Source organism: Salipiger sp. H15 (assembly GCF_040409955.1).
Taxonomy (GTDB): Bacteria; Pseudomonadota; Alphaproteobacteria; order Rhodobacterales; family Rhodobacteraceae; genus Salipiger.
On the sequence record NZ_CP123385.1, the window covers coordinates 901,119 to 927,212 of the forward strand.

The 26,094-nt window shown below is 69.3% G+C and carries 24 protein-coding genes; 6 read left to right on the forward strand and 18 right to left on the reverse strand.

Features of this window, described 5'->3' with window-relative positions:
• Positions 1 to 46 precede the first annotated feature (46 nt).
• The 5 genes from PVT71_RS18550 to PVT71_RS18570 all read right to left on the reverse strand — a co-directional run bounded on the left by PVT71_RS18550 (position 47) and on the right by PVT71_RS18570 (position 6,894).
• A complete protein-coding gene (locus PVT71_RS18550) occupies positions 47 to 3,985 on the reverse strand; it encodes an amino acid adenylation domain-containing protein (protein WP_353473925.1) in 3,939 nt (1,312 codons plus the stop codon).
• A 1-nt stretch (position 3,986) separates the two neighbouring features.
• Entirely contained in the window at positions 3,987 to 4,223 is a 237-nt protein-coding gene (locus tag PVT71_RS18555) for a phosphopantetheine-binding protein (RefSeq protein ID WP_353473926.1), read from the reverse strand.
• Positions 4,220 to 5,848 (reverse strand): AMP-binding protein, encoded by a 1,629-nt coding sequence (locus PVT71_RS18560; RefSeq protein ID WP_353473927.1) that lies wholly within the window; start codon positions 5,846 to 5,848, stop codon positions 4,220 to 4,222. The genes PVT71_RS18555 and PVT71_RS18560 overlap by 4 nt, the downstream gene beginning before the upstream one ends.
• 129 nt (positions 5,849 to 5,977) lie before the next feature.
• Positions 5,978 to 6,394, reverse strand: coding sequence for a DMT family transporter (locus PVT71_RS18565; protein WP_353473928.1), 417 nt, complete (start codon positions 6,392 to 6,394; stop codon positions 5,978 to 5,980).
• Positions 6,391 to 6,894 carry a DMT family transporter gene (locus PVT71_RS18570; protein ID WP_353473929.1) on the reverse strand — a complete coding sequence of 168 codons (504 nt, stop codon included), beginning with the start codon at positions 6,892 to 6,894 and terminating at the stop codon, positions 6,391 to 6,393. Before PVT71_RS18570 ends, PVT71_RS18565 begins: the two co-directional genes overlap by 4 nt.
• A gap of 249 nt (positions 6,895 to 7,143) precedes the next feature.
• Here PVT71_RS18570 and PVT71_RS18575 point away from each other — a divergent pair, with 249 nt between their 5' ends.
• From PVT71_RS18575 to PVT71_RS18595, 5 genes are read left to right on the forward strand one after another with little or no spacing between them, the layout of a single operon-like run.
• Positions 7,144 to 7,554 carry a hypothetical protein gene (locus tag PVT71_RS18575; protein ID WP_353473930.1) on the forward strand — a complete coding sequence of 137 codons (411 nt, stop codon included), beginning with the start codon at positions 7,144 to 7,146 and terminating at the stop codon, positions 7,552 to 7,554.
• Positions 7,551 to 8,204: a MotA/TolQ/ExbB proton channel family protein gene (locus PVT71_RS18580; RefSeq protein WP_353473931.1), complete on the forward strand. Its 654-nt coding sequence runs from the start codon at positions 7,551 to 7,553 to the stop codon at positions 8,202 to 8,204. Before PVT71_RS18575 ends, PVT71_RS18580 begins: the two co-directional genes overlap by 4 nt.
• A complete protein-coding gene (locus PVT71_RS18585; RefSeq protein ID WP_353473932.1) occupies positions 8,197 to 8,589 on the forward strand; it encodes a biopolymer transporter ExbD in 393 nt (130 codons plus the stop codon). Before PVT71_RS18580 ends, PVT71_RS18585 begins: the two co-directional genes overlap by 8 nt.
• Entirely contained in the window at positions 8,589 to 8,975 is a 387-nt protein-coding gene (locus PVT71_RS18590; RefSeq protein WP_353473933.1) for a biopolymer transporter ExbD, read from the forward strand. The genes PVT71_RS18585 and PVT71_RS18590 overlap by 1 nt, the downstream gene beginning before the upstream one ends.
• Positions 8,972 to 10,018 (forward strand): TonB family protein, encoded by a 1,047-nt coding sequence (locus tag PVT71_RS18595; RefSeq protein ID WP_353473934.1) that lies wholly within the window; start codon positions 8,972 to 8,974, stop codon positions 10,016 to 10,018. Before PVT71_RS18590 ends, PVT71_RS18595 begins: the two co-directional genes overlap by 4 nt.
• Positions 10,019 to 10,060: 42 nt before the next feature.
• On the opposite strand, the gene PVT71_RS18600 is transcribed toward PVT71_RS18595, so the two are convergent.
• The 8 genes from PVT71_RS18600 to chvE all read right to left on the reverse strand — a co-directional run bounded on the left by PVT71_RS18600 (position 10,061) and on the right by chvE (position 19,564).
• Complete coding sequence (locus PVT71_RS18600) at positions 10,061 to 10,810, reverse strand: helix-turn-helix transcriptional regulator (protein ID WP_353473935.1); 750 nt, start codon at positions 10,808 to 10,810, stop codon at positions 10,061 to 10,063.
• Positions 10,811 to 10,994: 184 nt separating this feature from the next.
• The gene (locus PVT71_RS18605) at positions 10,995 to 12,041 is read right to left on the reverse strand and encodes an aldose epimerase family protein (protein ID WP_353473936.1); all 1,047 of its coding nucleotides are present in this window, start codon (positions 12,039 to 12,041) and stop codon (positions 10,995 to 10,997) included.
• Complete coding sequence (locus PVT71_RS18610; RefSeq protein ID WP_353473937.1) at positions 12,028 to 12,963, reverse strand: Gfo/Idh/MocA family oxidoreductase; 936 nt, start codon at positions 12,961 to 12,963, stop codon at positions 12,028 to 12,030. Before PVT71_RS18610 ends, PVT71_RS18605 begins: the two co-directional genes overlap by 14 nt.
• A complete protein-coding gene (locus tag PVT71_RS18615; protein WP_353473938.1) occupies positions 12,963 to 13,838 on the reverse strand; it encodes an SMP-30/gluconolactonase/LRE family protein in 876 nt (291 codons plus the stop codon). Before PVT71_RS18615 ends, PVT71_RS18610 begins: the two co-directional genes overlap by 1 nt.
• On the reverse strand, positions 13,838 to 15,589 hold the full coding sequence (gene araD, locus PVT71_RS18620) for an L-arabinonate dehydratase (protein ID WP_353473939.1): 1,752 nt from the start codon (positions 15,587 to 15,589) through the stop codon (positions 13,838 to 13,840). Before araD ends, PVT71_RS18615 begins: the two co-directional genes overlap by 1 nt.
• A 42-nt stretch (positions 15,590 to 15,631) precedes the next feature.
• Positions 15,632 to 16,798 (reverse strand): multiple monosaccharide ABC transporter permease, encoded by a 1,167-nt coding sequence (gene mmsB, locus PVT71_RS18625; RefSeq protein WP_353475562.1) that lies wholly within the window; start codon positions 16,796 to 16,798, stop codon positions 15,632 to 15,634.
• A gap of 84 nt (positions 16,799 to 16,882) precedes the next feature.
• Positions 16,883 to 18,400, reverse strand: coding sequence for a multiple monosaccharide ABC transporter ATP-binding protein (gene mmsA / locus PVT71_RS18630; RefSeq protein ID WP_353473940.1), 1,518 nt, complete (start codon positions 18,398 to 18,400; stop codon positions 16,883 to 16,885).
• 99 nt (positions 18,401 to 18,499) lie between these two features.
• Positions 18,500 to 19,564 (reverse strand): multiple monosaccharide ABC transporter substrate-binding protein, encoded by a 1,065-nt coding sequence (chvE, locus tag PVT71_RS18635; RefSeq protein ID WP_353473941.1) that lies wholly within the window; start codon positions 19,562 to 19,564, stop codon positions 18,500 to 18,502.
• A 134-nt stretch (positions 19,565 to 19,698) separates the two neighbouring features.
• On the opposite strand from chvE, the gene PVT71_RS18640 reads away from it, so the two are divergent.
• The gene (locus tag PVT71_RS18640) at positions 19,699 to 20,628 is read left to right on the forward strand and encodes a LysR family transcriptional regulator (RefSeq protein WP_353473942.1); all 930 of its coding nucleotides are present in this window, start codon (positions 19,699 to 19,701) and stop codon (positions 20,626 to 20,628) included.
• A gap of 36 nt (positions 20,629 to 20,664) precedes the next feature.
• On the opposite strand, the gene PVT71_RS18645 is transcribed toward PVT71_RS18640, so the two are convergent.
• The 5 genes from PVT71_RS18645 to ytfQ form a co-directional block, all read right to left on the reverse strand.
• Complete coding sequence (locus PVT71_RS18645) at positions 20,665 to 21,393, reverse strand: FadR/GntR family transcriptional regulator (RefSeq protein WP_353473943.1); 729 nt, start codon at positions 21,391 to 21,393, stop codon at positions 20,665 to 20,667.
• Positions 21,390 to 22,382, reverse strand: coding sequence for a galactofuranose ABC transporter, permease protein YjfF (gene yjfF, locus PVT71_RS18650; RefSeq protein WP_353473944.1), 993 nt, complete (start codon positions 22,380 to 22,382; stop codon positions 21,390 to 21,392). Before yjfF ends, PVT71_RS18645 begins: the two co-directional genes overlap by 4 nt.
• Entirely contained in the window at positions 22,379 to 23,428 is a 1,050-nt protein-coding gene (locus PVT71_RS18655; RefSeq protein ID WP_353473945.1) for an ABC transporter permease, read from the reverse strand. Before PVT71_RS18655 ends, yjfF begins: the two co-directional genes overlap by 4 nt.
• Positions 23,425 to 24,927 carry a sugar ABC transporter ATP-binding protein gene (locus tag PVT71_RS18660; protein ID WP_353473946.1) on the reverse strand — a complete coding sequence of 501 codons (1,503 nt, stop codon included), beginning with the start codon at positions 24,925 to 24,927 and terminating at the stop codon, positions 23,425 to 23,427. The genes PVT71_RS18655 and PVT71_RS18660 overlap by 4 nt, the downstream gene beginning before the upstream one ends.
• Before the next feature lie 90 nt (positions 24,928 to 25,017).
• Positions 25,018 to 25,971 carry a galactofuranose ABC transporter, galactofuranose-binding protein YtfQ gene (ytfQ, locus tag PVT71_RS18665; RefSeq protein WP_353473947.1) on the reverse strand — a complete coding sequence of 318 codons (954 nt, stop codon included), beginning with the start codon at positions 25,969 to 25,971 and terminating at the stop codon, positions 25,018 to 25,020.
• Positions 25,972 to 26,094: the final 123 nt, after the last annotated feature.

A 26,094-nucleotide genomic window follows, 5' to 3' on the forward strand; every position in this document is an offset into this window, starting at 1 on the left:
AGCAGCTTCAGGCCGTGCCCGCCGGGCTCGAGATCTCGGCGCAGGTCTATCCCGGCGCGGTGCACATCGCCGCGCTGCCCGCCTCGCTGCCGGGCACGCTGGCGCTGGCGGCACGCGCCTGCACCTCGTCCCCGGCCTCGGCCTCGGCCGACGCCATGCGGGCGGAGAAGACCGGCCCCAGCGCCTCGGCCGCCGCCCCAGAGACCATCTCGGGGTGCAGCAGCGGCAGGTCCATCGCCTCGACCTCCGCCGCATGCGGCTGCCAGAGCCCCGCGTGCAGGTCGCGCCCGGCATGATCGCGCGCCGCGCGGACATGAAGCAGAGGGCCCGGATAGCGCCGGTGCGCGTGCCCCCGGATCAGCCGGTTGGTGCCGGTGACCAGCTGCACCACGGCGTCGAGCACCGCGTCGGGCAGGCTGCCGAGCGGCGTGCCGCCCTGCTTGAGGAAGCCCACCACCGCGGCGCGGCTGTCGAGTTCGGGGTGGCTGTCCGGGTCATGCCCGGCGATGGCCAGCAGCGCGCGCAGCGCCTCGGCCTCCGAGAGTTCCGGCTCGGCGCGCCAGCACTCCGCCGGGTAGGCGTCGAGCATCGCGACCAGCCCCACGGCGCGGCCGCGCGCGCCGAGTTCCACCGCCACCTCCTGCGCGAGGATGCCGCCCACCGACCAGCCGGCGAGGTGGATCATCCCCATAGGCGCCTGCGCCTCGATCCGGTCCGCGTAGGAGGCGGCGAGGCTTCGCAGCGTGCCGGGCAGCGCCTCGCCGGTCAGCAGCGGCGATTGCACCGCGTAGACCGGGCGCGGTGCGGCCAGCGCCCGCGCCAGCCGCCGGTAGCCCCAGCCGAGCCCGCCCGCCGGGTGCAGGATGAAGAGCGGCGCGCCCTCCCCCTCGGCCAGCGGCAATAGCGGCGACAGGCCGGCCCGCGCCGTGTCCGCCATCTCGAGCGCTCGGGCAAGCTGGGCAAGGCCGGGCGTCTCGAAGATCTGCCCCAGCCCCGGGTCCTGCCCGAAGGTGGCCTCGATGCGGAAGGCGAGCGTCAGCGCGGTCAGGCTGTCACCGCCGAGATCGAAGAAATCCGCCTCGCGCCCCGGGGTCTTCGGCAGGTGCAGCACCTCGCGGTAGAGCGCCGCGAGGCGTTCCTCGACCGGCCCGACCGGCGGCGTGCCCTTCGGCATCTCCAGCACCGGCGCGGGCAGCGCCTTGCGGTCGAGCTTGCCCGAGCTGGTCATCGGCCAGCTCTCCAGCGCGACCACGGCGGAGGGCACCATGTGCGCGGGCAGCGCCGTGGCGAGCTCGGCCAGCAGCGGCGCGGTCTCGAAACCCGATCCCGCCAGCACGTAGGCGACGAGGCGCGGTTCACCCCCGCCGTCGGCGCGGGCGATCACCACCGCGTCGCGCACCTGTCCCGTCGCCTTGATCGCCCCCTCGATCTCGCCCGGCTCGATCCGCATGCCGCGGATCTTCACCTGGTGATCGGCCCGGCCCGCGTAGACCACCGCCCCGTCGGGACGCAGGTAAGCAACGTCGCCCGTGGCATAGAGCCGTTCTCCGGGCCTGAAGGGGTCGGGAAGGAAACGCTCCGCGGTCAGGTCCGGCCGCCCGAGATAGCCGCGCGCAAGCTGCACGCCGCCGAGGTAGAGCTGCCCGTGCACGCCCGGCGGCACCGGGCGCATCCGCGCGTCGAGCACCTGCACCCGGGTGTTCCAGACCGGGAAGCCGATGGGCAGCGGGGTGCTGCGATCATCCGGGGCGGCGTCCCAGTAAGTCACGTCCACCGCCGCCTCGGTCGGGCCGTAGAGATTGTGCAGCTGGGCCGTCACCCGCGCGTGAAAGCGCGCGCGGTGCTCGGCGGTCAGCGCCTCGCCCGAGCAGAAGACGCGGGTGAGCGAAAGCCCCTCCGAGGCCGGGGCCTCGAGGAAGGCCGAGAGCATCGAGGGCACGAAATGCATCGTGGTGACGCCCTGCGCGCGGACCAGCCGGGCGATTGCCTTGGGATCGCGATGCGCCCCGGGCTCGGCAAAGACCAGCGTGCCGCCGCAGAGATAGGGCAGGAACAGCTCCCAGACCGAGACGTCGAAGGTGGTCGGCGTCTTCTGCAGGATGCGGTCCGTGGTATCGATACCATAGAAATCGCGCATCCACAGCAGCCGGTTCACGATGGCGCGGTGCTCGATCATCACCCCCTTGGGCTCGCCGGTGGAGCCGGAGGTGAAGAGGATATAGGCAAGGTCGTCTGGCGAGGTGCCGGGCTCGGGCGCGTCGCCGGTCTCGGGCCAATCCTGAGGAGCAAAGGGCGCCATGCCCCCGGCATCGAGATCCGCCTCGGCCAGCAGCGCCACCGCCCCGGTGCGTTCGAGCAGCGTGGCGAGGCGGGCGGGCGGGTTCTCGGGGTCGAGCGGCACGTAGGCCGCCCCCGCACGCAGGATCGCCACCAGCGCGACGGCCAGATGCTCGGAGCGCGGCAGGGCGGTGGCGACCACGCTGCCCGGCCCGGCGCCCCGCGCGCGCAGCGCCGACGCCAGCGCGGCGGAGCGCCGGTCCAGCTCGGCATAGCTGAGGGTCGTGGTGCCGAAGACGACCGCGGGCGCCTCGGGCGTCGCGCGCATCTGCGTGGTGATGAGTTGGGTGAGCGTGTCCTCGGGGAGCGGATGATCGGTGGCGTTGATCCCGTGCACCGCCCAGTGCTGCTCGGCGGCGGTCAGCGTCGGCACCTCGGCCAGCGTCTCGGCCCCCAGCGCGGCGGCGAGGAACCCGGCGAGCCGGTCGAGGTGCGCCCGCGCGTCCTCAGCCGAATAGAGCGCCGGGTTGCTGTCGATCTCGAGCGACAACGCGGTGACCGCGTCGCCGCGGAAGGTCGCGGTGATGTCGTCCACCGCCCCGGCCCCGAAGATGTGCAGCTGCGCCTCGAGCCCGGCGAAGCGCGGCGGCATGTCGAAGGGCTGGACGTTGATCAGCGGGCCGTAGAGCCGCGCGTCGATGGCGGTGCGGCGCAGGTCGCGGCGCAGCTGCTCGGAGCGGTAGCGGCCATGTTTGCGCAAGGCGGCGAGGCGCTGCGCCTCGGCCTTCAGCAGGTCGACGAGCGGCAGGTCCTCGTCCGGGTCGCAGCGGTAGGGCAGCACGTTCATCCACATGCAGGGCACGCGCGCGGCCTTGGTCCCCATGCGACCCATGAAGGGCAGGCCGAAGACCCGCTCGCCGCTGCAGGAAACGCGCGAGAAATAGGCGGCGGTGAGCACGGTCAGCGCGTCCGGCCAACCGATCCCGGCGGCCTTTGCACAGGCGATCAGCGCCTCGCGAAGCTCCACGGGCAGGTCGAGCCGCGCCCGGTCGAAGCGGGCCGAGGAGACGGCGCGCCCCTCGGCAGGGCCCGCAACGGTTTCGAGCCCGCGCATCTCGCCCTGCCAGAAGGCGGCATCCGCCGCGCGGCGCTCCGAGGCTCGGTAGGCGGCGTCTTCCTCCAGCACCGGCGCCAGCGGAGCGAAGGCGGCGGGGATTTTGCCGGTCGCCTCGGCGGAGTAGATCTCGCCCACGCGGTTGGTCAGCAGCACGATGCCGAACCCGTCGGTGGCGAGGTGATGGATGCGCTCGTACCAGAAGGCGCGGTCCGCCCCGAGCAGGTAGAGCCCGAAGCGCCCGGCCTGCTCCGTCGCGAGGTCAATGGCCCCGCCGCTGTCGGCCATCATGCGTGCCAGCGCCTCGGCCTCGGGATCCGCCGCGGCCGTCAGGTCTACGACGTCCAGCGTCGGCGCGTCCTCTGCCAGCCATTGCCGCGGCGCGCCCTCCACCATGCCGAAGCGCAGGCGCAGGGCCGGGCTCTGCGCCACCGCCGCGTCGAAGGCGCGGGTGAAGCGCGCCACGTCGAGCGGGCCGCGCAGTTCGATGTATTGCCCGCAGTTGAAGATCGGGTTGGCCCGGTCGAGCGCCTGCGCGTACCACAGGCCCTCCTGCGCCTCGGTCAGCGGGAAGGCCGTTTCGCCGGGCCGCATGTCAGGCGCCCGCGGACTGGGACGCGACCACGCCCCACCAGCCGGCAAAGGTCTGGTGCTCCCAGATCTCCGACAGGTCCGCCTCCTCGGCGTCGTCCTGCCAGGCCATGACCAGCGACATCAGCCGCATCGAGTCGAGCCCGAGGTCGAAGAGGTTGGCCTCGGCGGTGACTTCTTCGGGCGCGATCTCCAGCGCCTCGGCGATGTCGGCGCGCATCTTCTCCTGCGTGAGGCTCATGCGGTCTTTTCCTTTTCCAGGTATTTCTCTTTCAGCGCGGCGCGCAGTGCCTTGCGGCTGACCTTGCCGACGGCGGTGGTCTCGAAGGCGGGGACAAAGACGATCTGGTCCGGCACCTTGAACTCGGCGATGCCGCGGCCACGGACGAAGGCCTTCAGATCCTTCGACTGCACCTCTTCGCCCTCAGCCCGCACCACGAAGGCGCAGGTCTTCTCGCCGAGGAAGCGGTCGGGCACCGAGACCACGGCGGCGTCGAAGACGCCCTCGTGCGCGATCAGGTGGTCCTCGACCTCCTCGGCCGAGATCTTCTCGCCCGCGCGGTTGATGTGGTCGCCCGCCCTGCCGCGCACCTCGAGGTAGCCGCCGGGCAGGCGGCGCACCACGTCGCCGGTGCGGTAGAAGCCGTCCGGGGTGAAGCTGCGAGCGTTGGCCGAGGGCTCCTCGTGGTAGCCGTGGATCGTGTAGGGCCCGCGGGTGTAGAGGTTGCCGGGCGCGCCCTCGGGCACGGGAATGCCGTCGTCATCGAGCACCAGCACCTCGTCGTCGGGGCTGATCGGGCGGCCCTGCGTGGTGATGATGATCTCCTCGGGGTCGTCGAGGCGGGTGTAGTTGACCAGCCCCTCGGCCATGCCGAAGACCTGCTGCAGCGTGCAGCCGAGCACCGGGCGGACCTTCGCCGCCGCCTCGGGGATGAACTTCGCGCCGCCGACGCCCAGCACCTGCAGGCTCGAGAGGTCGTGCTTGCTGCGCGGCGCGGCCTGCATCCAGAGCAGCGCCAGCGGTGGCACGAGGCCGGTGATCGTCACGCCATGCTCGGCAATGAGGCGGAAGGCGACCTCGGGCTGCGGATTCGGGGCCATGACCACCGTGCCGCCCGCGTGCAGAGTGCCGAGGTAGCCGGGCGAGCTCATCGGGAAATTATGCGCGGCGGGCAGTGCGCAGAGATAGACGCTGTCCTTGGTGAGCCCGCAGATCTCGGCCGAGCCGCGCACGCTGTAGAGATAGTCGTCGTGGGTGCGGGGGATCAGCTTCGGCAGGCCGGTGGAGCCGCCGGAGATCTGCAGGAAGGCGACATCGCGCGGGTTGCGCGGGACCGGGGCGGTCAGCCCCTCGCCCCCGAGGCTGTCGAAGGCGGTGAACTCCGCCGCCTCGCCCGCCACGATCACATGCGCGACGTCCGGCACCTCGGCCAGCACCCTGCGCGCCAGCGGCAGGTAATCGAAGCCGTCGTGCCGGTCGGCGACGACATAGGCGCGGGCGCCGGAACTCGCGGCAAGGTGCAGCACCTCGGTCTCGCGGTGGGCGGGCAGCGCATAGACCGGCACCAGCCCGGCGTAGAAGAGGCCGAAGACCACCACGAGGAACTCGGCGCGGTTCGGCAGCTGCACGAGGACGCGGGTGCCGGGCGCGAGCCCCAGCCCGGCAAACCCCTCGGCGGCGATGCGGGCGCGGCGGGCAAGCTCGGCGTAGCTCCAGCGCGCCTCGCCGGCGACAAGCGCGAGGCGCGGGCCGAAGTCGGCGTCGAGCCGGTCGAGCATCTGGCCGAAGGTTTCGCCCCGCCAGTAGCCCTTGTCTTCATAGCGCCGCGCGAAATCCTCGGGCCAGATCTGCTGGGGGATGCTCATGGTCACGTGCCTCCGACGGTTGCCTGACGCGCGCCGCGAGAGGTGGCGCTGCCGTTGCGCTACCAATCACTACAAAATCAGTCAACTTACAAGACCGTGTATTTCTGTCGGGATTCCCGGTGCCCCGCCTCAACGGCGGCTGAGGAACACCCCCAGCAGGATCAGCGCCACGCCCGCCAGCTGCATCGGCAGGCTCGCGTCGGCCCCGCGCAGCAGGTCGAGCGCCACGCTTGACAGCATCTGCCCGGCCACCAGCAGCCCGCCGGTCAGCGCCGCGCCGAGCCGGGGGATGAGCCAGCTGCCGCTCGCGACAAAGACCACGCCGATCGCGCCGCCGACCCAGGCGAACCACGGCGCCGTCGCCGCCTCGGCGGGCCAGAGGCTTCCGGCGATCAGCGCGCAGGGCACGAGCACGGCGAAGCCGACGAAATGGTTCCAGAACGAGGACTGCATCGGCGTCGTTGACAGGGCGAGCCGGCCGTTCAGCTGCCGCGACAGGGTGACCAGCATGCCCGAGAGCAGGCCGAGAAGGATGAGCCCGATCATTGCCCGGCTCCCCGCGCGAAGATGATGAGCAGCGTTCCCGCGATGATCGCCGCCAGCGCCATGAGGTCGTTCCGGCGCGGCAGCCGCCGCTCCATCCCCAGCGCGCCGAAGCAGTCGAAGAGCAGCGCCAGCACCACCTGCCCCGCGAGGCCGAGCGCCATGGTCCCGGTCAGCGCCAGCGAAGAATTCACCACCACCGTCGAGACGACCACGGTGAGCGCGCCGGAGATGCCGCCGAGATAGGCCCAGAGCGGCGCCCGCATCCTTTCGCCGGGACGCGCCGCCGGTGTCCGGAGCCGCAGCGCCAGCAATAGCACGACGGCCACCACCGAGCCCACGCCATGCGCGGTCAGCGAGGCGAAGATCGGCGTCGTGTGCGCCGCCATCATGCCGTTGCTCAGCAGCATCAGCGTCAGCAGCGCGCCAGCGCAGAGCGCCGCGCAGATCTCGAGCGGGTGCGGCGGGCGTACCCCGGGAGAGGAGGACGTTCGGGCGGCCATGGCGTATCCTGCAGGCTGGGGTCTTCGCGACCCTGCATAGCCATCCGGGGGACCATGCGTAAGCTCCCCGGGCCAGAAATTCCGCGCCTCATACCGTATTGATTTTGTCAGGTATTGAGCATCGCTTGCGTTCGTGACACATAGGGAAAGAATGGAGTCACATCTCCCGTTGCATGCCCGCCGCCGGACGACCGGCGGGCCAGCCACCTTAGCCCAAGTCAGGAGACCCAAGTTTTGCGTACTCTCCGCATGACACTGCCGCTTCTCTCGCTGCTGCCGCTGCCCCTCGCCGCCCAGGAGGCGGCCGAGTCCGGGACCCTCTCGCTGGAACTCAACACCACCAAAAGCGTCGAGTCCGGCTGCCAGCTGAGCTTTCTCATCCGCAATGGCCACGCCACCGACATCGACGCGGCGGTCTACGAGACCGTGCTGCTGAACACCGACGGCCAGGTCGACCGGCTGACGCTCTTCGATTTCGGCGCGCTGCCCGCGGGCCGCCCGCGCGTGCGGCAGTTCGTCGTTCCGGGCGTCGCCTGCGACGCGCTCGGACAAATTCTCATCAACGGCGCCAACCGCTGCGAGGCGGGCGGGGCCGAGTCGGACCTCTGCACCAAGGGGCTGGAACTGAAGTCGCGCGGCGACGTGGAGGTGATCGGATGATCGACATGATCCTGGACGGGCTGCGCCGCATTGCAGACCTCGGCGGGCCGGTGGTGCTGCTGCTGGTCGCCATCTCGCTGCTGACGCTGGCGGTGATCTTCTACAAGCTCTGGCAGTTCTCGGCCTCGGGCGTCGGCCGCCATGCCGCGCTGCGCGAGGCGGTGAACGCCTGGGATCGCGGCGACCGCACCGGCGCGCGCGAGGCGCTGAACCGCTCGCGCTCCTACCTGCGCCCGGTGATCGATATGGCCATGTCGGGCCAGACCGATCCGGCGCGGCTCGAGGCCGAGGCGGAGACCCGCTTTGCCCGGCTCGAGAAGGGCTTCCGACTGCTCGATTCCGTGTCGCAGCTGGCGCCGCTGCTGGGTCTCTTCGGCACGGTGCTGGGGATGATCTCGGCCTTCCAGTCGCTGCAGGACGCGGGCAGCCAGGTGGATCCGTCGATCCTCGCCGGTGGCATCTGGGTGGCGCTGCTGACCACCGCGGTCGGCCTTGTCGTCGCCATGCCCACCGCCGTCATCCTCAGCTGGTTCGAGGCGCGCATGGAATCCGAGCGCGTGCTCGCGGAACGCGCGGTGCACACGATCCTGTCGCCCACCGGCAGCGGTGCGGCACCGGCGCAGGCCGAGGGTGCCGCGCGCCATGCGTAAGATCCGCCGGCGGCGGAAGCTGTCGATGACCTCGCTCATCGACGTGATCTTCCTGCTGCTGCTCTTCTTCATGCTGACCTCGACCTTCACCCGCTTTGCCGAGGTGGAGCTGGCAGCCGCCGGATCCGGGGCCAAGGCTACGGACGCCCGGCCGCTGTTCCTGCAGCTCGCGCCCGAGTCCGTGCGGCTCAACGGCGCCGAGCTGACGCTCGAGGATCTGCCCGCGAAGCTGGCCGAGACCCGGGGCGAGGCCGCCGAGGGCGAGGCGCCGCAGCCGCTCATCGTGGCGCTGCGCGGCGAGGTCAGCGCGCAACGGCTGACGGATCTGCTGGTCGCCCTGCGCGGCGTCAGCGGCTTCCGCGCCACGGTTCTGGGAGCGTCGTGATGCGCCGCAGGAAACAGAAAACCGAGCGCGAGCCGACGATCGCGCTGATCAACATCGTCTTCCTGATGCTGGTCTTCTTCCTCGTCGCGGGCACCATCTCGCGCCCGCTCGACCCGGCGCTGAAGCTGGTGCACACCGCCGATCTCGAGGGCGCCGCCCCGGCCGACGCGCTGGTGGTCAACGCCGACGGCTCGATGAGCGTGCGCGGCCGGGCCATCGAGCGTCCCGAGGAATTCCTCGAGGCGCTCGGCCCCGAGGCGATGACCCTCGCGCGCATCGTGCCCGATCAGGATCTGCCCGCCGCGCGGCTGGTGGAGATCGGCCGCGCCCTGCGTGCCGCCGGGGCCGAGAAGGTGATGATCGTCACCGAAAGGGGGCTCGAATGATCGCATCTTCCCGCAAGGTGAAGCTGGCCGCCGCGGTGCTGGCGCTGTCGGCGCATGGCGGCGCGTTGTTGGCGGTGATGCCGCCGATGATGAAGGCCGAGATGGAAGGCATGTCGGGCGGCAATGACCTCGCGCTCGGCACAGACTTTGCCGACATGGCGATGGGGACGATCTCGTCCGATCCGGTCGAGGACATGGCCGAGACGCTCACGCCCGAAACCCCCGCGCCGGTGCAGGCGGTCACGCCCGAGACGGTCACGCCGGTCGCGCCCAGCGTGATCGAGTCCCTGCCCGAGCTGACCGCCGCCCTGCCGGTGGTGCCGCCGCTCGAGGCCGAGCCGGTGCTGCCGCTCGCCCCGACCGAGCAGGTCCGGCCCGAGGACCAGCCCGAGCCCGAGCTTCTGGAGGCGCAGCCTCCCGAAGTCGCCGAAACGCCGGAACCCGAGGTCGCGGAGCCGCTCCGGCCCGAGCCCGAAATGCTCGCCGCCGAGGCCCCCGAGGACGCGGCGATAGAGCCCGAGGAAGAGCCGGAAGAGGTCACCGAGACTGCGCCGGAAGAGTCCCCGCGCCCGAAGCAGCGCAGCCCCGAGCTGGCGCAGCGCCCGCAGGAACCGGACCCTGCGCCCCAGCCGGAGCGCAAGCCCGAGCCCGAGCCGCGCCAGCAGGCCGCGCGCCCGGCGGGCAATGCCGAGCAGAACGCCACCGCGGGGGCCGCGACTGGCCGCGCGGGCGGCAGTTCGGCGACGGCGGGCAGCGGCGGGCGCGCCAACGAGGCGGGCAATGCCGCGGTGAGCAACTACCCCGGGCAGGTGATGCGCAAGCTCTCGCGCGTGCCGCGGCCACGGGTCAACGCGCGCGGCGCGACGGTCATCGCCTTCAGCGTCTCGGGCAGCGGCGGGATCGCCGGCGTGTCGGTGGCGCAGAGCTCGGGCTCGGCAGCGCTCGACCAGGCGGCGCTCCGCGTGGTGCGCAGCGCCTCGCCCTTCCCCGCGCCTCCGGCCGGGGCGCAGACAAGCTTCACCGTCCAGATCAAGGGCCGGTAAGTCACCGCGCGGCGGGGCGATGCCCGGCCGCGCGCCCTGCGCTCAGAGCGCGATCACCTGGCGTGCCATGGCCAGCGCCAGTGCCTGCTCGGGCGCCACGACGCCCAGCTTGCGGCAGGCGCTGAAGAGGTGCCGGTCGACCTCGTCGGTCGTGAGGAAGAGCCGCTCGGCGATCTCGTGCACCAAGAGCCCGCTCGCGAGGTAGCTCAGCATGTCCCGCTCGCGCGGGTTCAGCCGCGACCAGGGCGAGGCGCAGATCCAGTCATGCGACTCGGCGTCCGCCGGCGGCAGGATCGCCTCGGTGAGCATGGCCGACACCGCCTGGAAGGCGCGCCGCGTCCCGGGGCCGTAAAGATCGTTCGGATCGTCGGCGCAGCCGAGCACGATGGTCCGCTCGGTCTCGCCCATGGTCCAGGTCTGGGTGACGAAATAGCGGTAGTCGTAATCGACAAGGCAGCCGTACATGTCCCGGCTGTGCCGCGACTGCGCCTTTGCAAGGTTGCAGCGCACGTCGACGAACTGGTGCGGCACGCCGGCCTTGGCCCCGGCGAGCACCGTGTCGACCTCGTAGAACCGGGCGTCGTGGTACTGCTGCAGCCACCTCGGGTCCATCGAACTGCGCAGCCAGGCAAGCTCGCGCGTGTCGCGCATGATTGCCCCGCAATTCAAGTCCTTGGCACCGATCTTTCGAGAAATTTGCACCGCGGCGTCCCAGACATCCTGCCCCGTTCGTGCTTCGGCAAGGCTGTCGGCGGTGTCGATCAAGAGCTTCGCAAAACGAGTCGAACTCATGGCACCCACGTGATTGTTTGCGTATCCCGCGGAGATGTGACCATGGGTAAGCTGCGAAAACCAGCGCGAAAGCCCGCTTTTGTAAGATTGCATAAGTTGTGGCGAAATTCCGCCGACCGGGCCGCGATGACCGGCGGGAGGGCACCGTCGCCGGTGCCGTTTGCCCGAAAGGGCTTCTAGCGCCTCAGCGGATGCCGAAGGTGAAGGCCATCTCGGCGCGCCGCAGCTCGCCGGGCCGCAGCACCGGGCTTTCCGCGCCCCAGCTTTCGGGCATGTTGATCGCGTCGGGCCAGATCTGCGGCTCGAGGCAGATCGCGTCGTGCCTGCGCGCGGCATAGCCACCCTTGGCCGGCACCGAGCCGTCGAGGAAGTTGCCGGTGTAGACCTGCAGCCCCGGCAGGTTGGTGGTCATCCGCATCAGCCGGCCGCTGATGGCGTCGTGCAGCTCGATCTCGCCGGGGTCGAGGCAGAGGCAATGGTCGTAGCCGTCAAGCGCGCCGGAGCGCACCGCGGTCAGCGGCAGCCGCCCCTCGCGGAAGTCGAAGGGGCTCGCGCCGACCGGCGCGAAACCGTTCGGGATGAGCCTCTCGTCCACCGTCAGGTAACGCGAGGCGGGCACCTTCAGCCGGTACTCGAGCGCCGAGCGCGGCCGGTCCGGCAGCGCCGAGAGCCCGGCGAGCGCGAAGAAGCTGTGGTTGGTCAGCGAGACCAGCGTCGGTGCCTCGGTCTCGGCCTCGTAGGTGATGCTGAGGCAGGGGCCCGCGGGCGTCTCGCGCAGCGCGTAGATGGCGCGGGCGGTCAGCGCGCCCGGAAAGCCCTGGTCCCCGGCGGGGCTCACCATCTCGAGCGTCACCGAGCAGTCGCCAAGTTCGGCCACCGCCCAGTTGCGCCGGTCGAACCCGTCGGGGCCGCCGTGCAGCGTGGTCTCGCCCTCGTTCTGCGCCAGCTGGTGCTGCCGCCCGTCGAGGGTGAACCGCCCGCCCGCGATGCGGTTCGCGACGCGCCCCACCGAGGCGCCGTAGAACATGCGGTGATCGAGGTATCCCTGCAGGTCGTCGAAGCCGAGCACGATGTCGTCCACCCGCCCCGCGCGATCGGGCACGCGCAGCGATTTCAGCGTCGCGCCGAAGGTGAGCACCTCGGCCGAGACTTCGCCCGCGCGCAGCACGATGCGCTCGACCGGCGTGCTCGATCGAACATGGCCGAAGGGATGGCGCTCAGGGATCGTCATGGAAGGCCTCGACACGGGACTGGGCGCCCAGCAGGAAGGCATCGGCCACCAGCTTCAGCGGCGCAAGGTCGACATCGGACTCGCCCGCCGCGATGAGCTCGGCGAAGCGGGCGTAAAGGCGGCGATACTCGCGGTCCTCGGCCGAGATCCGCGCCTCGCCGCCGACGAAGAGCTTTGCGCCGCCTTCGCGCAGCAGCACTTCGGGACCATCGGACTCCACGCGGATGTCCCAGGTCTGCGGGCCGGTCTGGCGCCAGTCGAACTCGGCCGACACGGGCGCGCCCGAGGCGGTCTGCATGTCGAGCCTGGCGGCGATCGGCGCCTGCTTGTTCCCGGGTACCTCGAGATGCGCCGCGACCGGATGCACCGGCTCGGGCAGGATGCGGGTGAGGATCGAGAGCGCGTTGATGCCCGGATCGAAGACGCCGAGACCGCCCGGCTGCCAGATCCATTCCTGCCCCGGGTGCCAGTGGCGCACGTCTTCCTTCCAGGTGATAGTGACGCGCTTGATCGTGGCGCCCGCGAGCAGGTCGCGCGCGTCCTCGACCGCCGCCGCCTCGCGCGAGTGCCAGGTGGCGAAGAGCGTGACGCCCTTGTCGCGCGCCAGCCGGGCGAGCCCCTCGACCTCGGAAACGCTCGCCCCGGGCGGCTTTTCCAGCATCACGTGCTTGCCCGCGCGGATCGCCGCGACGGCCTGCGCAAAGCGGCCCTGTGGTGGAGTGCAGAGCGAGATCGCCTGCAGGCCCGGCTCCTTCGCCAGCATCTCGTCCACGTCGTGGTAGGACGGCAAGGTCTCGTGCCCGGCGTGGCGGCTCGCGATGGCGGCAAGGCGCAGCGCGGGCACCTCCTCGAGCGAGGGCAGGTGCTGGTTGCGCGCAATGGTGCCGAGGCCGACGAGGCCCAGCTGGATCGGATCGCTCATCAGGCGTCTCCCGTGTCGAGTTTGAAGGCGGGTTCCGCCTTGCCCTGCCCCGCGCCCGGCTGGGCAAAGAGCGCCCCGGATAGCGGCGCCTCCGCCAGCGCCCCGGCGCCGAGGCCCTGCGTCGCGCTGGTGCAGTAGAGCGTGGTGAACTCCGGCCCGCCGAAGGCCGGGCAGGTGGCGTGCGGCGCGGCAAGCTCGTGGCGCGCGCCCAGCGTGCCGTCGGGCGAGACCTCGATCACCGCGCCCGCGCCCCAGAGCGCCACCCAGAGGGTGCCCGCCGCATCTGTGACCGCGCCGTCGGGGCTGAGCCCGGCATGGGTGAAGTCGACGAAGACCTCGGGCGCATCGGTGGGCCAGCCGGCCTTGTCCAGCGGCACCCGGAAGAGCAGCCGCGCGTCGGTGTCGGCAAAGTAGCCGCAGCCGCGTCCCTCGTCGAAGCAGAGCGCGTTGGGGATCGAGATGCCGTCGGCAATCTTGCGCAGCTCGCCGCCGAAATAGCGGTAGATCGCCCCAGCGCCCGGCTCGGCGTTCTTGCCCATGGTGCCGATCCAGAACCCGCCCCAGGGATCGGCCCGCCCGTCGTTCGACCGCGTGGCGGGGTTGTCCGCCTCGAGATCCGCGAGGTGCCCGAAGTCGCCGGTGCCGACGTCATAGGTCCAGAGCCCGGTCTCCGAGGCGACCAGCAGGTGGTCGTGGTCGATCCAGGCGGCGGCCGAGCACATCTCGGTCAGCGGCACGGCGCGGGTGTGGCCGGTGGCCGGGTGGTGCGACAGCAGCCGCTTCCCGGTGATGTCGAACCAGAACAGCTCCTCGCGCAGGGGGTGCCAGAGCACCCCCTCCCCAAGCTCGCAGATCCTGTGATCGAGCACGTCCATCAGTGGCTGTCCTTGCCCACGTCGTTGCCCCGGCAGCCCTTGAGGAAGTCGAGGTCGGCGCCGGTGTCGGCACCCTCGACATGGCTCTGGTGCAGCCAGGCGTAGCCGGAGCCGGGCAGGTCATGCGTCGGCTTCCAGGCGGCGAGCCGGGCTTCCAGCTCGGCCTCGGGGATATCGAGGTGCAGGCGGCGGCTCGGCACGTCGAGCTCGATCATGTCGCCGTTCTGCACGACCGCCAGCGGACCGCCCGCGGCGGCCTCGGGCGAGGTGTGCAGGATCACCGTGCCATAGGCGGTGCCCGACATGCGCGCATCGGAGATGCGGATCATGTCGGTGATGCCCTTCTTCAGCACCTTGGGCGGCAGGCCCATGTTGCCGACCTCGGCCATGCCCGGGTAGCCCTTGGGCCCGCAGTTCTTCAGCACCATGATGCAGGTCTCGTCGATGTCGAGCGCCTCGTCGTTGATCTTGGCCTTGTAGTCGTCGATGTCCTCGAAGACGACGGCGCGGCCGCGGTGCTGGAGCAGGTGCTCCGATGCCGCCGAGGGCTTCAGCACCGCGCCCTTGGGCGCGAGGTTGCCCTTCAACACGGCGATGCCGCCCTGCTTGGTCAGCGCCTTCTCGAAGGGCAGGATGACGTCCTCGTTGTGGTTCACCACGTCCTTGACCTCGTCCCAGATGCTCTTGCCCGAGACGGTGAGCGCGTCCTTGTGCAGCTGGCCGCTTTCGCCGAGGCGCTTCAGCACCACCGGCAGGCCGCCGGCGTAGAAGAACTCTTCCATGAGGTACTTGCCCGAGGGCATCAGGTTCACGATGGTCGCCACGTCGCGGCCGCAGCGGTCCCAGTCGTCGAGCGTCAGGTCGATGCCGACCCGGCCCGCCAGCGCCAGCATGTGGATCACCGCGTTGGTCGAGCCGCCGATCGCGCCGTTGGTGCGGATGGCGTTCTCGAAGGCTTCCTTGGTGAGGATGTCCGACGGCTTCAGGTCGTCCTTGACCATCTGCACGATGCGGCGGCCAGAAAGTTGCGCCATCACGCGGCGGCGGCTGTCCACCGCCGGGATCGCGGCATTGCCGGAAAGCGCCATGCCGAGCGCCTCGGCCATCGAGGCCATGGAAGACGCCGTGCCCATGGTGTTGCAGGTGCCCGAGGAGCGGGACATCGACTGCTCCGCCTCGAGAAACTCCTCCTGCGTCATCTCGCCGGCCTTCACCATCTCGGAGAACTTCCAGAGGTGCGTGCCCGACCCGACGCGCTCGCCCTGGAAATAGCCGTTCAGCATCGGCCCGCCGGTCACCACGATCGACGGCACGTCACACGAAGCGGCGGCCATCATCAGCGAGGGTGTGGTCTTGTCGCAGCCGACCATCAGCACCGCGCCGTCGATCGGCTGGCCGCGCAGGGTCTCTTCGATGGCCAGCGCCGCGAGGTTGCGGAACATCATCGCCGTGGGGCGGAAGGTGTTCTCGGACGCCGAGAACACCGGCACCTCGACCGGGAAGCCGCCGGCCTCCCAGACACCCGCCTTCACCTTTTCCGCCAGCTCGCGCAGGTGGCCGTTGCAGGGGGTGAGGTCGGACCAGGTGTTGAGGATGCCGATGATCGGCCGCCCGTCGAACAGGTCATGCGGGTAGCCCTGGTTCTTCAGCCAGCCCCGGTGGTAGATCGTGTCGCGCGAATTGCCCGAGTACCAATGCGTCGAGCGCAGCTTGCGGGGCCAGGGGGCGGGGGTGAAATCCTTGACGGACATGGGTGGCTCCAGAGCGGCTGTAGTGGGGGCCGAGCGCGCGGCTCAGCCCTGTTTCGATTTGTTGTAGACGTCGAAGATCACGGCGGCGAGCAGCACAAGCCCCTTGATCATCTGCTGGTAGTCGATGCCGATGCCCATGATCGACATGCCGTTGTTCATCACGCCCATGATGAAGGCGCCGACCACGGCTCCGACGATCTTGCCCGAGCCGCCGGCCATCGACGCGCCGCCGATGAACACGGCCGCGATCACGTCGAGCTCGATGCCGAAGCCGGCCTTGGGGGTCGCGGTGTTGAGCCGCGCGGCGAAGACGAGCCCCGCCAGCGCCGCCAGCACGCCCATGTTGACGAAGGCGAGGAAGGTCAGGCGCTCGGTCTTGATGCCCGAGAGCTTCGCCGCCTTGCGGTTGCCGCCGAGCGCGTAGACGCGGCGGCCGATCACCGTCTTCTGGGTGATGAAGGCGTAGATGACGATCAGCACGCCCATGGTGACGAGCACGTTGGGCAGGCCCCGGAAGGTGGCGATCTTGAAGGTCAGGAACAGCAGCGCGCCGCAGACGATCAGGTTGCGGATCCAGAAGAAGTTCGCGGGCTCGCCCTCGATGCCGTAGGACTTGTCGCGGGCGCGCTCGCGCAGGCCGAGCCAGACGATGGTCACGGCGGCGATGATGCCGAACCCCATGGCCAGCAGGTTGAAGCTGCGCGAGCCGGCCAGCGCGGCGAGGCCGGCGGTCATCGAGGCCGGGAAGATGTCGGGCACGAAGCCGGTCGAGAGCATCTGGAAGCTCTGCGGGAACGGGCCCACCGACTGGCCCTGCAGCAGCCAGAGCGAGGCGCCGCGGAACACCAGCATCCCCGCCAGCGTCACGATGAACGAGGGGATCGACCAGTAGGCCACCCAGTAGCCCTGCGCCGCGCCGATCAGCGCCCCGACCCCGAGGCAGATCAGGATCGTCACCGGCACCGAGACGTGCCATTCGACGATCATCACCGCCGCCAGCGCGCCGATGAAGCCGAGCACCGAGCCGACCGAGAGGTCGATGTTGCCCGAGACGATGACGATGAGCATCCCCAGCGCCATGATGATGACGTAGCTGTTCTGCAGGAACAGGTTGGTGATGTTCACCGGCCGCATCAGCGTGCCGCCGGTCACCGCCTGGAAGAACACCATGATGGCGATCAGCGCGAAGAGCAGGCCGTATTCGCGCATGTGGTTGCGCAGGTAGGCCTTCAGGCCCTGGCTTTCAGGCTGCCCTGCGGTTTCTGCCGTATGAGTGGACATGTCCCCTCCCCTTCACTCGCTGACGATGAGCGACATGATGCGCTCCTGGCTGGCTTCCTCGGCGGAGAGTTCCCCGACGAAAGCGCCTTCGTTCATGACATAGATGCGGTCGCACATGCCCAGCAGTTCGGGCATCTCCGACGAGATCATCACGACCGCTTTGCCTTGCGCGGACAGCTCGTTGATGATCGAGTAGATTTCGTATTTCGCGCCGACGTCGATGCCGCGCGTGGGCTCGTCGAGGATCAGCACCTCGGGCTCGGTGAAGAGCCACTTGGCCAGCACCACCTTCTGCTGGTTGCCGCCCGAGAGGTTGCCGACCTTCTGCATCACCGTGGGCGTGCGGGTCGCCAGCACCTTGCGGTAGCGCTCGGCCACCTCGGTCTCCTCGGCGTCGTTGAGCACGCCGTGGTCCGACACGCCCCTGAGGTTCGCCAACGTGGTGTTGAAGCGGATGCTCTCGTCGAGGATCAGCCCCAGCGACTTGCGGTCCTCGGTCACGTAGGCGAGCCCGTTGTCGATGGCGCGGTCGACGGTCGAGACGTCGATCGGCTTGCCGTGCAGCGTCACCTCGCCCGAGATGCCCCTGCCCCAGCTGCGCCCGAAAAGCGACATGGCCAGTTCGGTGCGGCCCGAGCCCATGACGCCCGCAATACCGACGACCTCGCCGGCGCGGACGTTGAAGGAGATGTTCTTGATGACCTGCCGCTCGGCGTGCTCGGGGTGCCAGACGTTCCAGTCCTTCACCTGCATGACCACGTCGCCGGCGCGGCGGGTGCGGTCGGGGTAGCGCTGCGACATGTCGCGGCCCACCATGTCGCGGACGATGCGGTCCTCCGAGAGCCCCTGCGAGGCGTCGAGCTCCGACACCGCCATGCCGTCGCGGATCACCGTCACGGTGTCGGCGACGTAGCGCACCTCGTTCAGCTTGTGGGAGATGATGATGCAGGTGACGCCCTGCGCCTTCAGCTCGAGCATGAGGTCGAGCAGCTTGCGGCTGTCGTTCTCCTGCAGCGCCGCCGTCGGCTCGTCGAGGATCAGCAGCTTCACGTCCTTGGACAGCGCCTTGGCGATCTCGACCAGTTGCTGCTTGCCGACGCCGATGCTGTCGACCAGCGTGCCCGGCGCGTCGCGCAGGCCGACCTTGGCGAGCAGTTCCTCGGTGCGGCGGAAGGTTTCCTGCCACTGGATCACGCCGCCGGTCTGCCGCTCGTTGCCGAGGAAGATGTTCTCGGCGATCGAGAGCTGCGGCACCAGCGCGAGTTCCTGGTGGATGATGACGATGCCCCTGTCCTCGCTGTCGCGCAGCGTGCGGAACTCGGCGAGCTGGCCGTCGTAGTGGATTTCCCCGTCGTAGCTGCCGACGGGATAGACCCCGGAGAGCACCTTCATCAGGGTCGATTTGCCGGCACCGTTCTCGCCGCAGATCGCGTGAATCTCGCCTTCGCGGACCTGGAGATTCACCTGGTCGAGCGCCTTCACCCCCGGGAATTCCTTGGTGATACCGCGCATCTCGAGCAGAAGAGTCATGACCCGTACCTGCCTTGTATGAAGTGAAGGTCGGGGGAGGCCCGAAGGCCTCCCCCTGTTCGGCGCCCCGGGAGCAAATGGGGCGCGCGGGAGGAACGCTTACTTGATCTGGTCTTCGGTGTAGTAACCGGAGCCGATCAGCACCTCTTCCCAGTTCGAGGCGTCGACGGGGACGGGCTCGAGCAGGTAGGACGGAACGACCTTCACGCCGTTGTCGTAGGTGGTGGTGTCGTTGATCTCGGGCTCGGAGCCTTCCATCAGCGCGTTGACCATGCCCACGGTGACGCGGGCGAGTTCACGGGTGTCCTTGAAGATGGTCGAGTACTGCTCGCCGGCGAGGATCGACTTCACCGACTGAACTTCCGCGTCCTGGCCGGTGACGATCGGCATCTTCAGGTCGCCCGAGCCGTAGCCGACGCCCTTGAGCGAGGACAGGATGCCGATGGACAGACCATCGTAGGGCGCGAGAACGCCGTGCACGTCCTTGTCGGTGTAGTTGGCCGACAGGATGTTATCCATGCGCGCCTGCGCCACCGCGCCGTCCCAGCGCAGCGTGCCGACCTTGTCCATGCCCATCTGGCCGGACTGGACGACGATGTCGCCCGAGTCGATCAGCGGCTGCAGCACCGACATGCCGCCGTTGTAGAAGAAGTAGGCGTTGTTGTCGTCCGGCGAGCCGCCGAAGAGTTCGACGTTCCACGGCTTGCTGTCCGGGAAGCGCTCCTTCAGGCCCTCGACCAGCGAGGTCGCCTGCTGCACGCCGACCTTGAAGTTGTCGAAGGTGGCATAGTAGTCGACGTCGCCGCTGTCGCGGATCAGGCGGTCATAGGCCACGATGCGCACGCCCGAGGCGGCCGCGTTCGCGAGCGCGTTCGACAGGGTGGTGCCGTCGATGGCGGCGATCACCAGCACGTCGACGCCCTTGGTGACCATGTTCTCGATCTGCGCGAGCTGGTTGGGGATGTCGTCTTCGGCGTATTGCAGATCGGTGCCGTAGCCGGCTTCCTCGAGCTGCTTGACCATGTTGTTGCCGTCGTCGATCCAGCGCGCCGAGCTCTTGGTCGGCATGGCGATGCCCACGGTGCCCTTGTCCTGCGCGAAGGCCGCGCTCGAGAGCGCAATGAGGCTCACCGCGAGCGCACCCGCGAGTTTATTCAGTTTCATCGGTATCCTCCCGTTGAGGGGGCGTCTCCCGCACCCCGCTGTTCCCCTGTGGGGACGCCAAAAGTCCTACTTAATCGTGACATACCGAACAAATACCATTATTGGTTATCTGCATAACGCGACTGGTATGTGTGATGTCCGATCTCCTGCAGAACCTGCGCCCCGCGCAAATCCGCCTCATCGCCGCCATCGCCGAGCACGGGCAGTTGCAGGTCGCCGCCGCCTCCTGCCGGATGACCCAGCCCGGCGCGTCGCGGATGCTGGCCGAGCTCGAGCGCAGCATCGGCGCGCGGCTGTTCCAGCGCACCCCCAAGGGGATGGAGCCGACGCCCACCGGCGCGCTGCTGGCCCAGCACGCGCGGCGGATCGAGCATGACCTGCGCCGCATGGCCGAGGATTTCGCCGACCTGCACTCGGGGCTTGGCGGCACGGTGCGCGTCGGTGCGGTCACCGGCCCGGCGCTCGGCCAGCTGGTGCCTCAGGTGCAGCGGCTGAAGGCACGGGCCAGGTCGATGGACATCTCGATCGAGGTCGCCCCCTCGGTCGCGCTGGTGCAGGCGCTGGAGCGGGGCGAGCTCGATTTCGCCCTCGCCCGCCTGCCGCCGCAGTTCGACGAGCGCGACTTCATCCTCGAGCCCGCGCGCGACGAGATCGTGCAGCTGCTGGTGCGCGAGGGGCACCCGATGCTGGGGCAGAGCCCGGTCGCCATTGCCGACCTGCATGGCACGCGCTGGATCCTGCAGCAGCGCGGCGCGCCGATCCGCGCGGCGATCGAGACGGCCTTCCACGACGAGGGCATGAGCCCGCCCCCCGACGTCATCACCACCTCCTCGCTGCTGGCGATCATCGCGCTCTTGAAGGATTCCGACGCCGTCGCACCGATGTCGCAGGAGGTGATCGACCTCATGCTCGAGCCGCCGGTCTCGGCGGACCTGCGGCGGCTGCAGCTGAACCGGCTGGTGACCGTCGAGCCCTACCTGATCATCCAGGCGCGTGGGCGGCACATCTCGAAGGCGGCCGAGCGGCTGCTGGCCATGGTGCAGGAGAGCATCCGCAGTTTCTGAGTGATTTCCCGAATCCGGGAATTTATCTCGGCGCGGTTATCCCGCCCGGCGCACGCCCCCGGCCGGGGCGTCCATGACCACCTTTTCCATGCAGGCGCGGGCGCGCTCGGGCATCCCGGCGCGGATCGCGTCGACGATGGCCCGGTGCTTCTCGACGCTGCGGGCGAGGTCTCCCGGCTCGCGCGCCTCCTCGGCCTCGGCGATGAGCTGCGAGTAGAGCGCCGCCTGCACCAGATCGCCCAGCGACTGCAGGAAGCGGTTGTCGGAAAGGTGCAGGATCAGCTTGTGGAACTCGAGGTCGGCCATGGCAAAGGCGGTGCGGCTGCCGGCCTGCGCCAGCGCCTCGCAGCTCGCCTCGAGCCGCGCGTGTTCCTCGGGCCCCGCCCGCTCGGCCACCAGCGCCGCCGCCGAGGGTTCGATGATCAGCCGGATCTCGTTGAGGTCGGCGACGAAACGGCCCGGGGTCTTCTGCTCGGAATGCCAGCGCAGCACGTCCGGGTCGAACATGTTCCACTCGGACGAGGGCTGCACCCGCGTGCCGACCTTGGCCTTGGAGGCGAGCATGCCTTTGGCGATCAGCGTCTTCTTCGCCTCGCGGATCACCGTGCGGGAAACGCCGAACATCTCCTCGAGGTCGGGGTCGAGCGGGATCATCGCGCGCTCGGGATATTCTCCGGCGACGATGGCCAGCCCCAGCTGGTCCACCACGTGGGTGGTGTGGCTCTGGGCGCGGTCGGTGAAACCGCCGCCCGCCGTCAATGTCATGATCGCGCGTCTGATGCGGTCAGAAGCCTTATGCGCGCCGTCGTTGCCCAACCCAAACCCTTTTGCAGCATGATGAAGGCGAAGAGCAGGCCCCCGATCACGATCTTCGTCCACCAGCTCGAAAGCGTGCCGTCGAAGACGATGTATGTCTGTATCAGCCCCATGATCAGAATGCCAAAGAAAGTGCCCGCGACAAATCCGCTGCCACCGCTGAGGAGCGTCCCGCCGATGACCACCGCGGCGATGGCGTCGAGCTCGACCCCGACCGTCGCCAGCGAGTAGCCCGCCGAGGTGTAGAGCGTGTAGACGATCCCCGCGAGCCCGGCCAGACCACCCGACACCGCGTAGATGCCGATCGTGGTGCGCGCCCGCGGCACGCCCATCAGCTGCGCCGTCTGCGCCGAGCCGCCGATCGCATAGACGTTCTGGCCGAAGCGCGTGCGGTGCAGGGCGATCATGGCGGCGAGGTAGGTCAGCAGCATGAGCCCGCCGGTGATGCGGAACCGTCCGCCGCCCGGGGCCTTCCAGTAGAGCGACTGCAGCCAGTCGTAGAACTCGTGGGTGATCGGCACGGAGTCGGTCGACAGCACGTAGGCAAGCCCGCGCATCAGGAACATGCCCGCGAGCGTGACGATGAAGGGCGGCATCTCGAGGTAATGGATGATCCCGCCCATCGCCGCGCCGAAGCCCGTGGTGATCACCAGCACCAGCGCGAAGGCGACCAGCGGGTGAATGGACGTGTCGCGCAGGATCACCGCCAGGAACACCCCGGTGAAGGCGATCACCGAGCCGACCGAGAGGTCGATGCCGCCCGACAGGATCACGAAGGTCATGCCGACCGCGGTGATGCCCAGGAAGGCGTTGTCGGTCAGCAGGTTCGCCACCACCCGCGTCGAGGCCATGGCCGGGAACTGCGCCGCGCAGAGCACGAAGGCCAGCACGAAGGTGGCAAGGGTGATGTAGAGCGGAAGCTTGGTGGACTGGCTCATGACTGGCCCTCCTCAGGACGGGTCCGCGGCGTGGTCCGGGCCGGGCGCTCGCGCAGGACGGGGCCCGTCGAGGCGCGCAGCAGGTAGAGGCTGTGGCGCACGCGCGGGCTCTGGATGACGAGGATGGCGATGATGATCAGCGCCTTGATGACGAGGTTGAATTCGACCGGCATGCCCGAGAGCAGGATCAGCGCGTTCACACTCTGGATGATCAGCGCGCCGAGCAGCGAGGCGGTGATCGAGAACCGCCCGCCGAGCAGCGAGTTGCCCCCGATGACCACGGCGAGGATGGCGTCGAGCTCCATCCAGAGCCCGGCGTTGTTGGCATCCGCGCCCTTGATGTCGGCGGCGACGATGACCCCGGCCAGCGCCGCGCAGAGCCCCGAGACGAGGTAGACCGCCAGCAGCAGCACCCGCGAGTTGATCCCGGCGAGGCGCGAGGAGGTCTCGTTGATCCCCACCGCCTCGATCAGCAGGCCAAGCGCGGTGCGGCGGATGACGAAGCCGGTGAGGCAGGCCACGGCGATCCAGATCCAGATCGGCGTCGGCACGGCGGCGATGGTGCCCGCGCCGAGCCGGATGAGACCGGGGTCGTTGAAGGTGAGGATCGCGCCCTCGGTCAGCAGCTGCGCGATGCCGCGCCCGGCCACCATCAGCACCAGCGTGGCGACGATGGGCTGGATGCGGAAGACCGCGACCAGAAGCCCGTTCCAGAGCCCACAGGCCGCCCCGGCGCAGAGCGCCATGAGCACCGCCAGCGTCCAGTGCGCGCCACCGACCACGGCGCTTGCCGCGACCGCCCCGGCGATCGCCATGACCGCGCCGACCGAAAGGTCGATGCCGCGCGTGGCGATGACCAGCGTCATGCCGGTGGCCAGCAGCGCCGTCGGCGCGCCGCGATTCAACACGTCGATGAGGTTGCCGAAGAGCCGCCCGTGCTGGAACTCGACATGGAAGAAGCCCGGGAAGACGAGGAAGTTCGCCGCCAGCACCAGCGCGAGGATGACGATCTGCGGCATCACCCGTTTCAGCGTGGATTTCATCATGCCGCGTCCTCCGCCGCGATGGCCTCGACGATGGCCTTGGTCGAGATCTCATGGCCGGTCAGCTCGCCCACCTGTCGGCGGTCGCGCAGCACGACGATGCGACTGGAATAGGCCACCAGTTCCTCCATTTCCGACGAGGCGACGATCAGCGCCATGCCCTTGCGGCGCAGCTCCTCGATCAGCGCGATGATCTCGGCATGGGCGCCGACGTCGATGCCGCGCGTCGGCTCGTCGAGGATCAAGAGCTCGGGCTCGGTCGCCAGCCAGCGCGCCAGCAGCGCCTTCTGCTGGTTGCCGCCCGAGAGCAGCCGGATCGGCATGTCGAGCGAGGCGAGGCGGATGTCGAGCGCCTTGACATAGTGCTGGGCGATCTCCTCGGCCCGCGCGCGCGGGATCGGCCGGTGCCAGCCCTGCCGCGCCTGCAGCGACAGGATGATGTTCTCGCGGACCGACAGATCGCCGACGATGCCGTCGGTCTTGCGGTCCTCGGGGCAGAGCGCGAAGCGGTTGCGGATCGCCTCGCGCGGGCTCGTGATGCGCAGCGGCTTGCCGCGCAGCGCCGCCGTGCCCTGATCGGCGGCAACGACGCCGAAGACCACGCCCAGCGTCTCGCTGCGGCCCGAGCCGAGCAGCCCGGCAAGGCCGACGACCTCGCCCTCGCGGATGTCCATGTCGAAGGGCTCGATGCTGCCGCGCTTGCCGTATCCCTTCAGCGAGAGCAGCAACTCGCCCGGTTCGGACTGCGCGCGGTGATGCGTCGCGGCCTCGAGCGCGCGGCCCAGCATCAGCGTCACGATCTCGGTCTGCGTCGCGTCGGCCAGCCGCCGCGTGCCCACCACCCGGCCGTTGCGCAGGATCGTGGCGCGGTCCGAGATGGCAAAGACCTGGTCGAGGAAATGGGTGATGAAGACGATGGCGAGCCCCCTGCCCTTCAGCCGCTCGATCACCGAGAAGAGCAGCTGCACCTCGTCGTGGTCGAGGCTGGCGGTGGGCTCGTCGAGGATCAGCACCTTGCCGGAAAGCTCGACGGCACGGGCGATGGCGACGATCTGCTGGATGGCGATCGAATAGCTCGACAGCAGCCGGGCCGGGTCGATCTCGAGCCCGTAGTCGCGCAGGATGCGGCGCGAGTCGGCCTTCATCCGGCGGTGATCCACCATGCCCCAGCGCATCGGCTGGCGCCCCAGAAAGAGGTTCTCGGCCACCGTGAGGTTGGGCAGGAGGTTCACCTCCTGGTAGACGGTGCCGATGCCGAGCGCCTGGCTGCCCAGGGGATCGCGCGGGTCTATCTCGGCTCCGCCAAGGGTGATGGTGCCGCCGTCGCGGCTGTAGGCGCCGGTCAGGCACTTGATCAGCGTGGATTTCCCTGCGCCGTTCTCGCCCAGGAGCGCGTGCACCTCGCCGGGATAGAGCGCCAGCTCGACGTCATCGAGCGCGATGGCGCCCGGAAAGAATTTGCTGATGCCGCGCGCGTGCAGCACCGGTTCTGGCTGAGCCATCCCGAAGTCCCCTCCCCTGGACAGGGTTCTGCGCCTCCCGGAAGCTCCGGAAGGCGCCCGTGGCGGAAGCGGTGCCCCCGCCGCGCAGCGTCAGTATCCGAGATCCTTCTTGCTCTCGTAAATGGCCGCGTTGTCGTCGGCGCTGGTGTAGAGCTTGGATTCGGTCTGGATCCACTTGGCCGGCATGGTGCCGTCCTTCCAGTAGGCTTCGAGCACGTCAAAGGCCGGGCCCGCCATGTTCGGCGTCAGCTCGACCGTCGCGTTGGCCTCGCCGGCCTTCATCGCGAGGTGGATGTCGGGCACCGAGTCGATCGACACGATCTTGATGTCCTCGCCCGGCTTCAGGCCGGCTTCCTTGATCGCCTGGATCGCGCCCACGGCCATGTCGTCGTTATGCGCGTAGAGCGCGCAGATATTGGCGCCGCCCTCGGACTTGAGGAAGCTCTCCATCACCACCTTGCCCTGCGCGCGGGTGAAGTCGCCGGTCTGGCTGCGGGTGATCTTGATGTTCGGCGCGTCCGCGATGGCTTCCTCGAAGCCCTTCTTGCGGGCGATCGCCGGGGACGAGCCCGTGGTGCCCTGCAGCTCGACCACCGGGCAGTCCTTGCCCGCAACCGCTTCCTTCAGCCAGTTGCCGGCCACCATGCCCTCGTGCACCTGGTCGGAGGTGACGGCGGTCATGTAGAGATCTTCCGGCGCGTCGATGTTGCGGTCGAGCAGGATCACCGGGATGTTGGCGTCCTTGGCCTCTTCCAGCACCTCGTCCCAGCCGGTGGCGACCACGGGCGCGAGCAGGATCGCGTCGACGCCCTGCGCGATGAAGCCACGGATCGCCTTGATCTGGTTCTCCTGCTTCTGTTGCGCGTCGGCGAATTTCAGGTTGATGCCGCGGGCCTCGGCCTGTTGCTTGGTGACCGTGGTCTCGGCGGCACGCCAGCCGGATTCCGAGCCGATCTGGCTGAAACCGACGGTCTCGCCCCCGGCCAGCGCCATGGCGGGCACAAGGATAGCGGCGCTTGCGAGCAAGCTTTTAAGAATGTTCATGATGTCCTCCCTCGGACCTCTCCTCAGGTCCGTAGATCATTAAGTATTACTTTATTACTATTGTAAAGCGTCCTGTGAGGCGCTTCGCCGGCTCCGATGAAAATAAGTGAAATCATGGTCTTG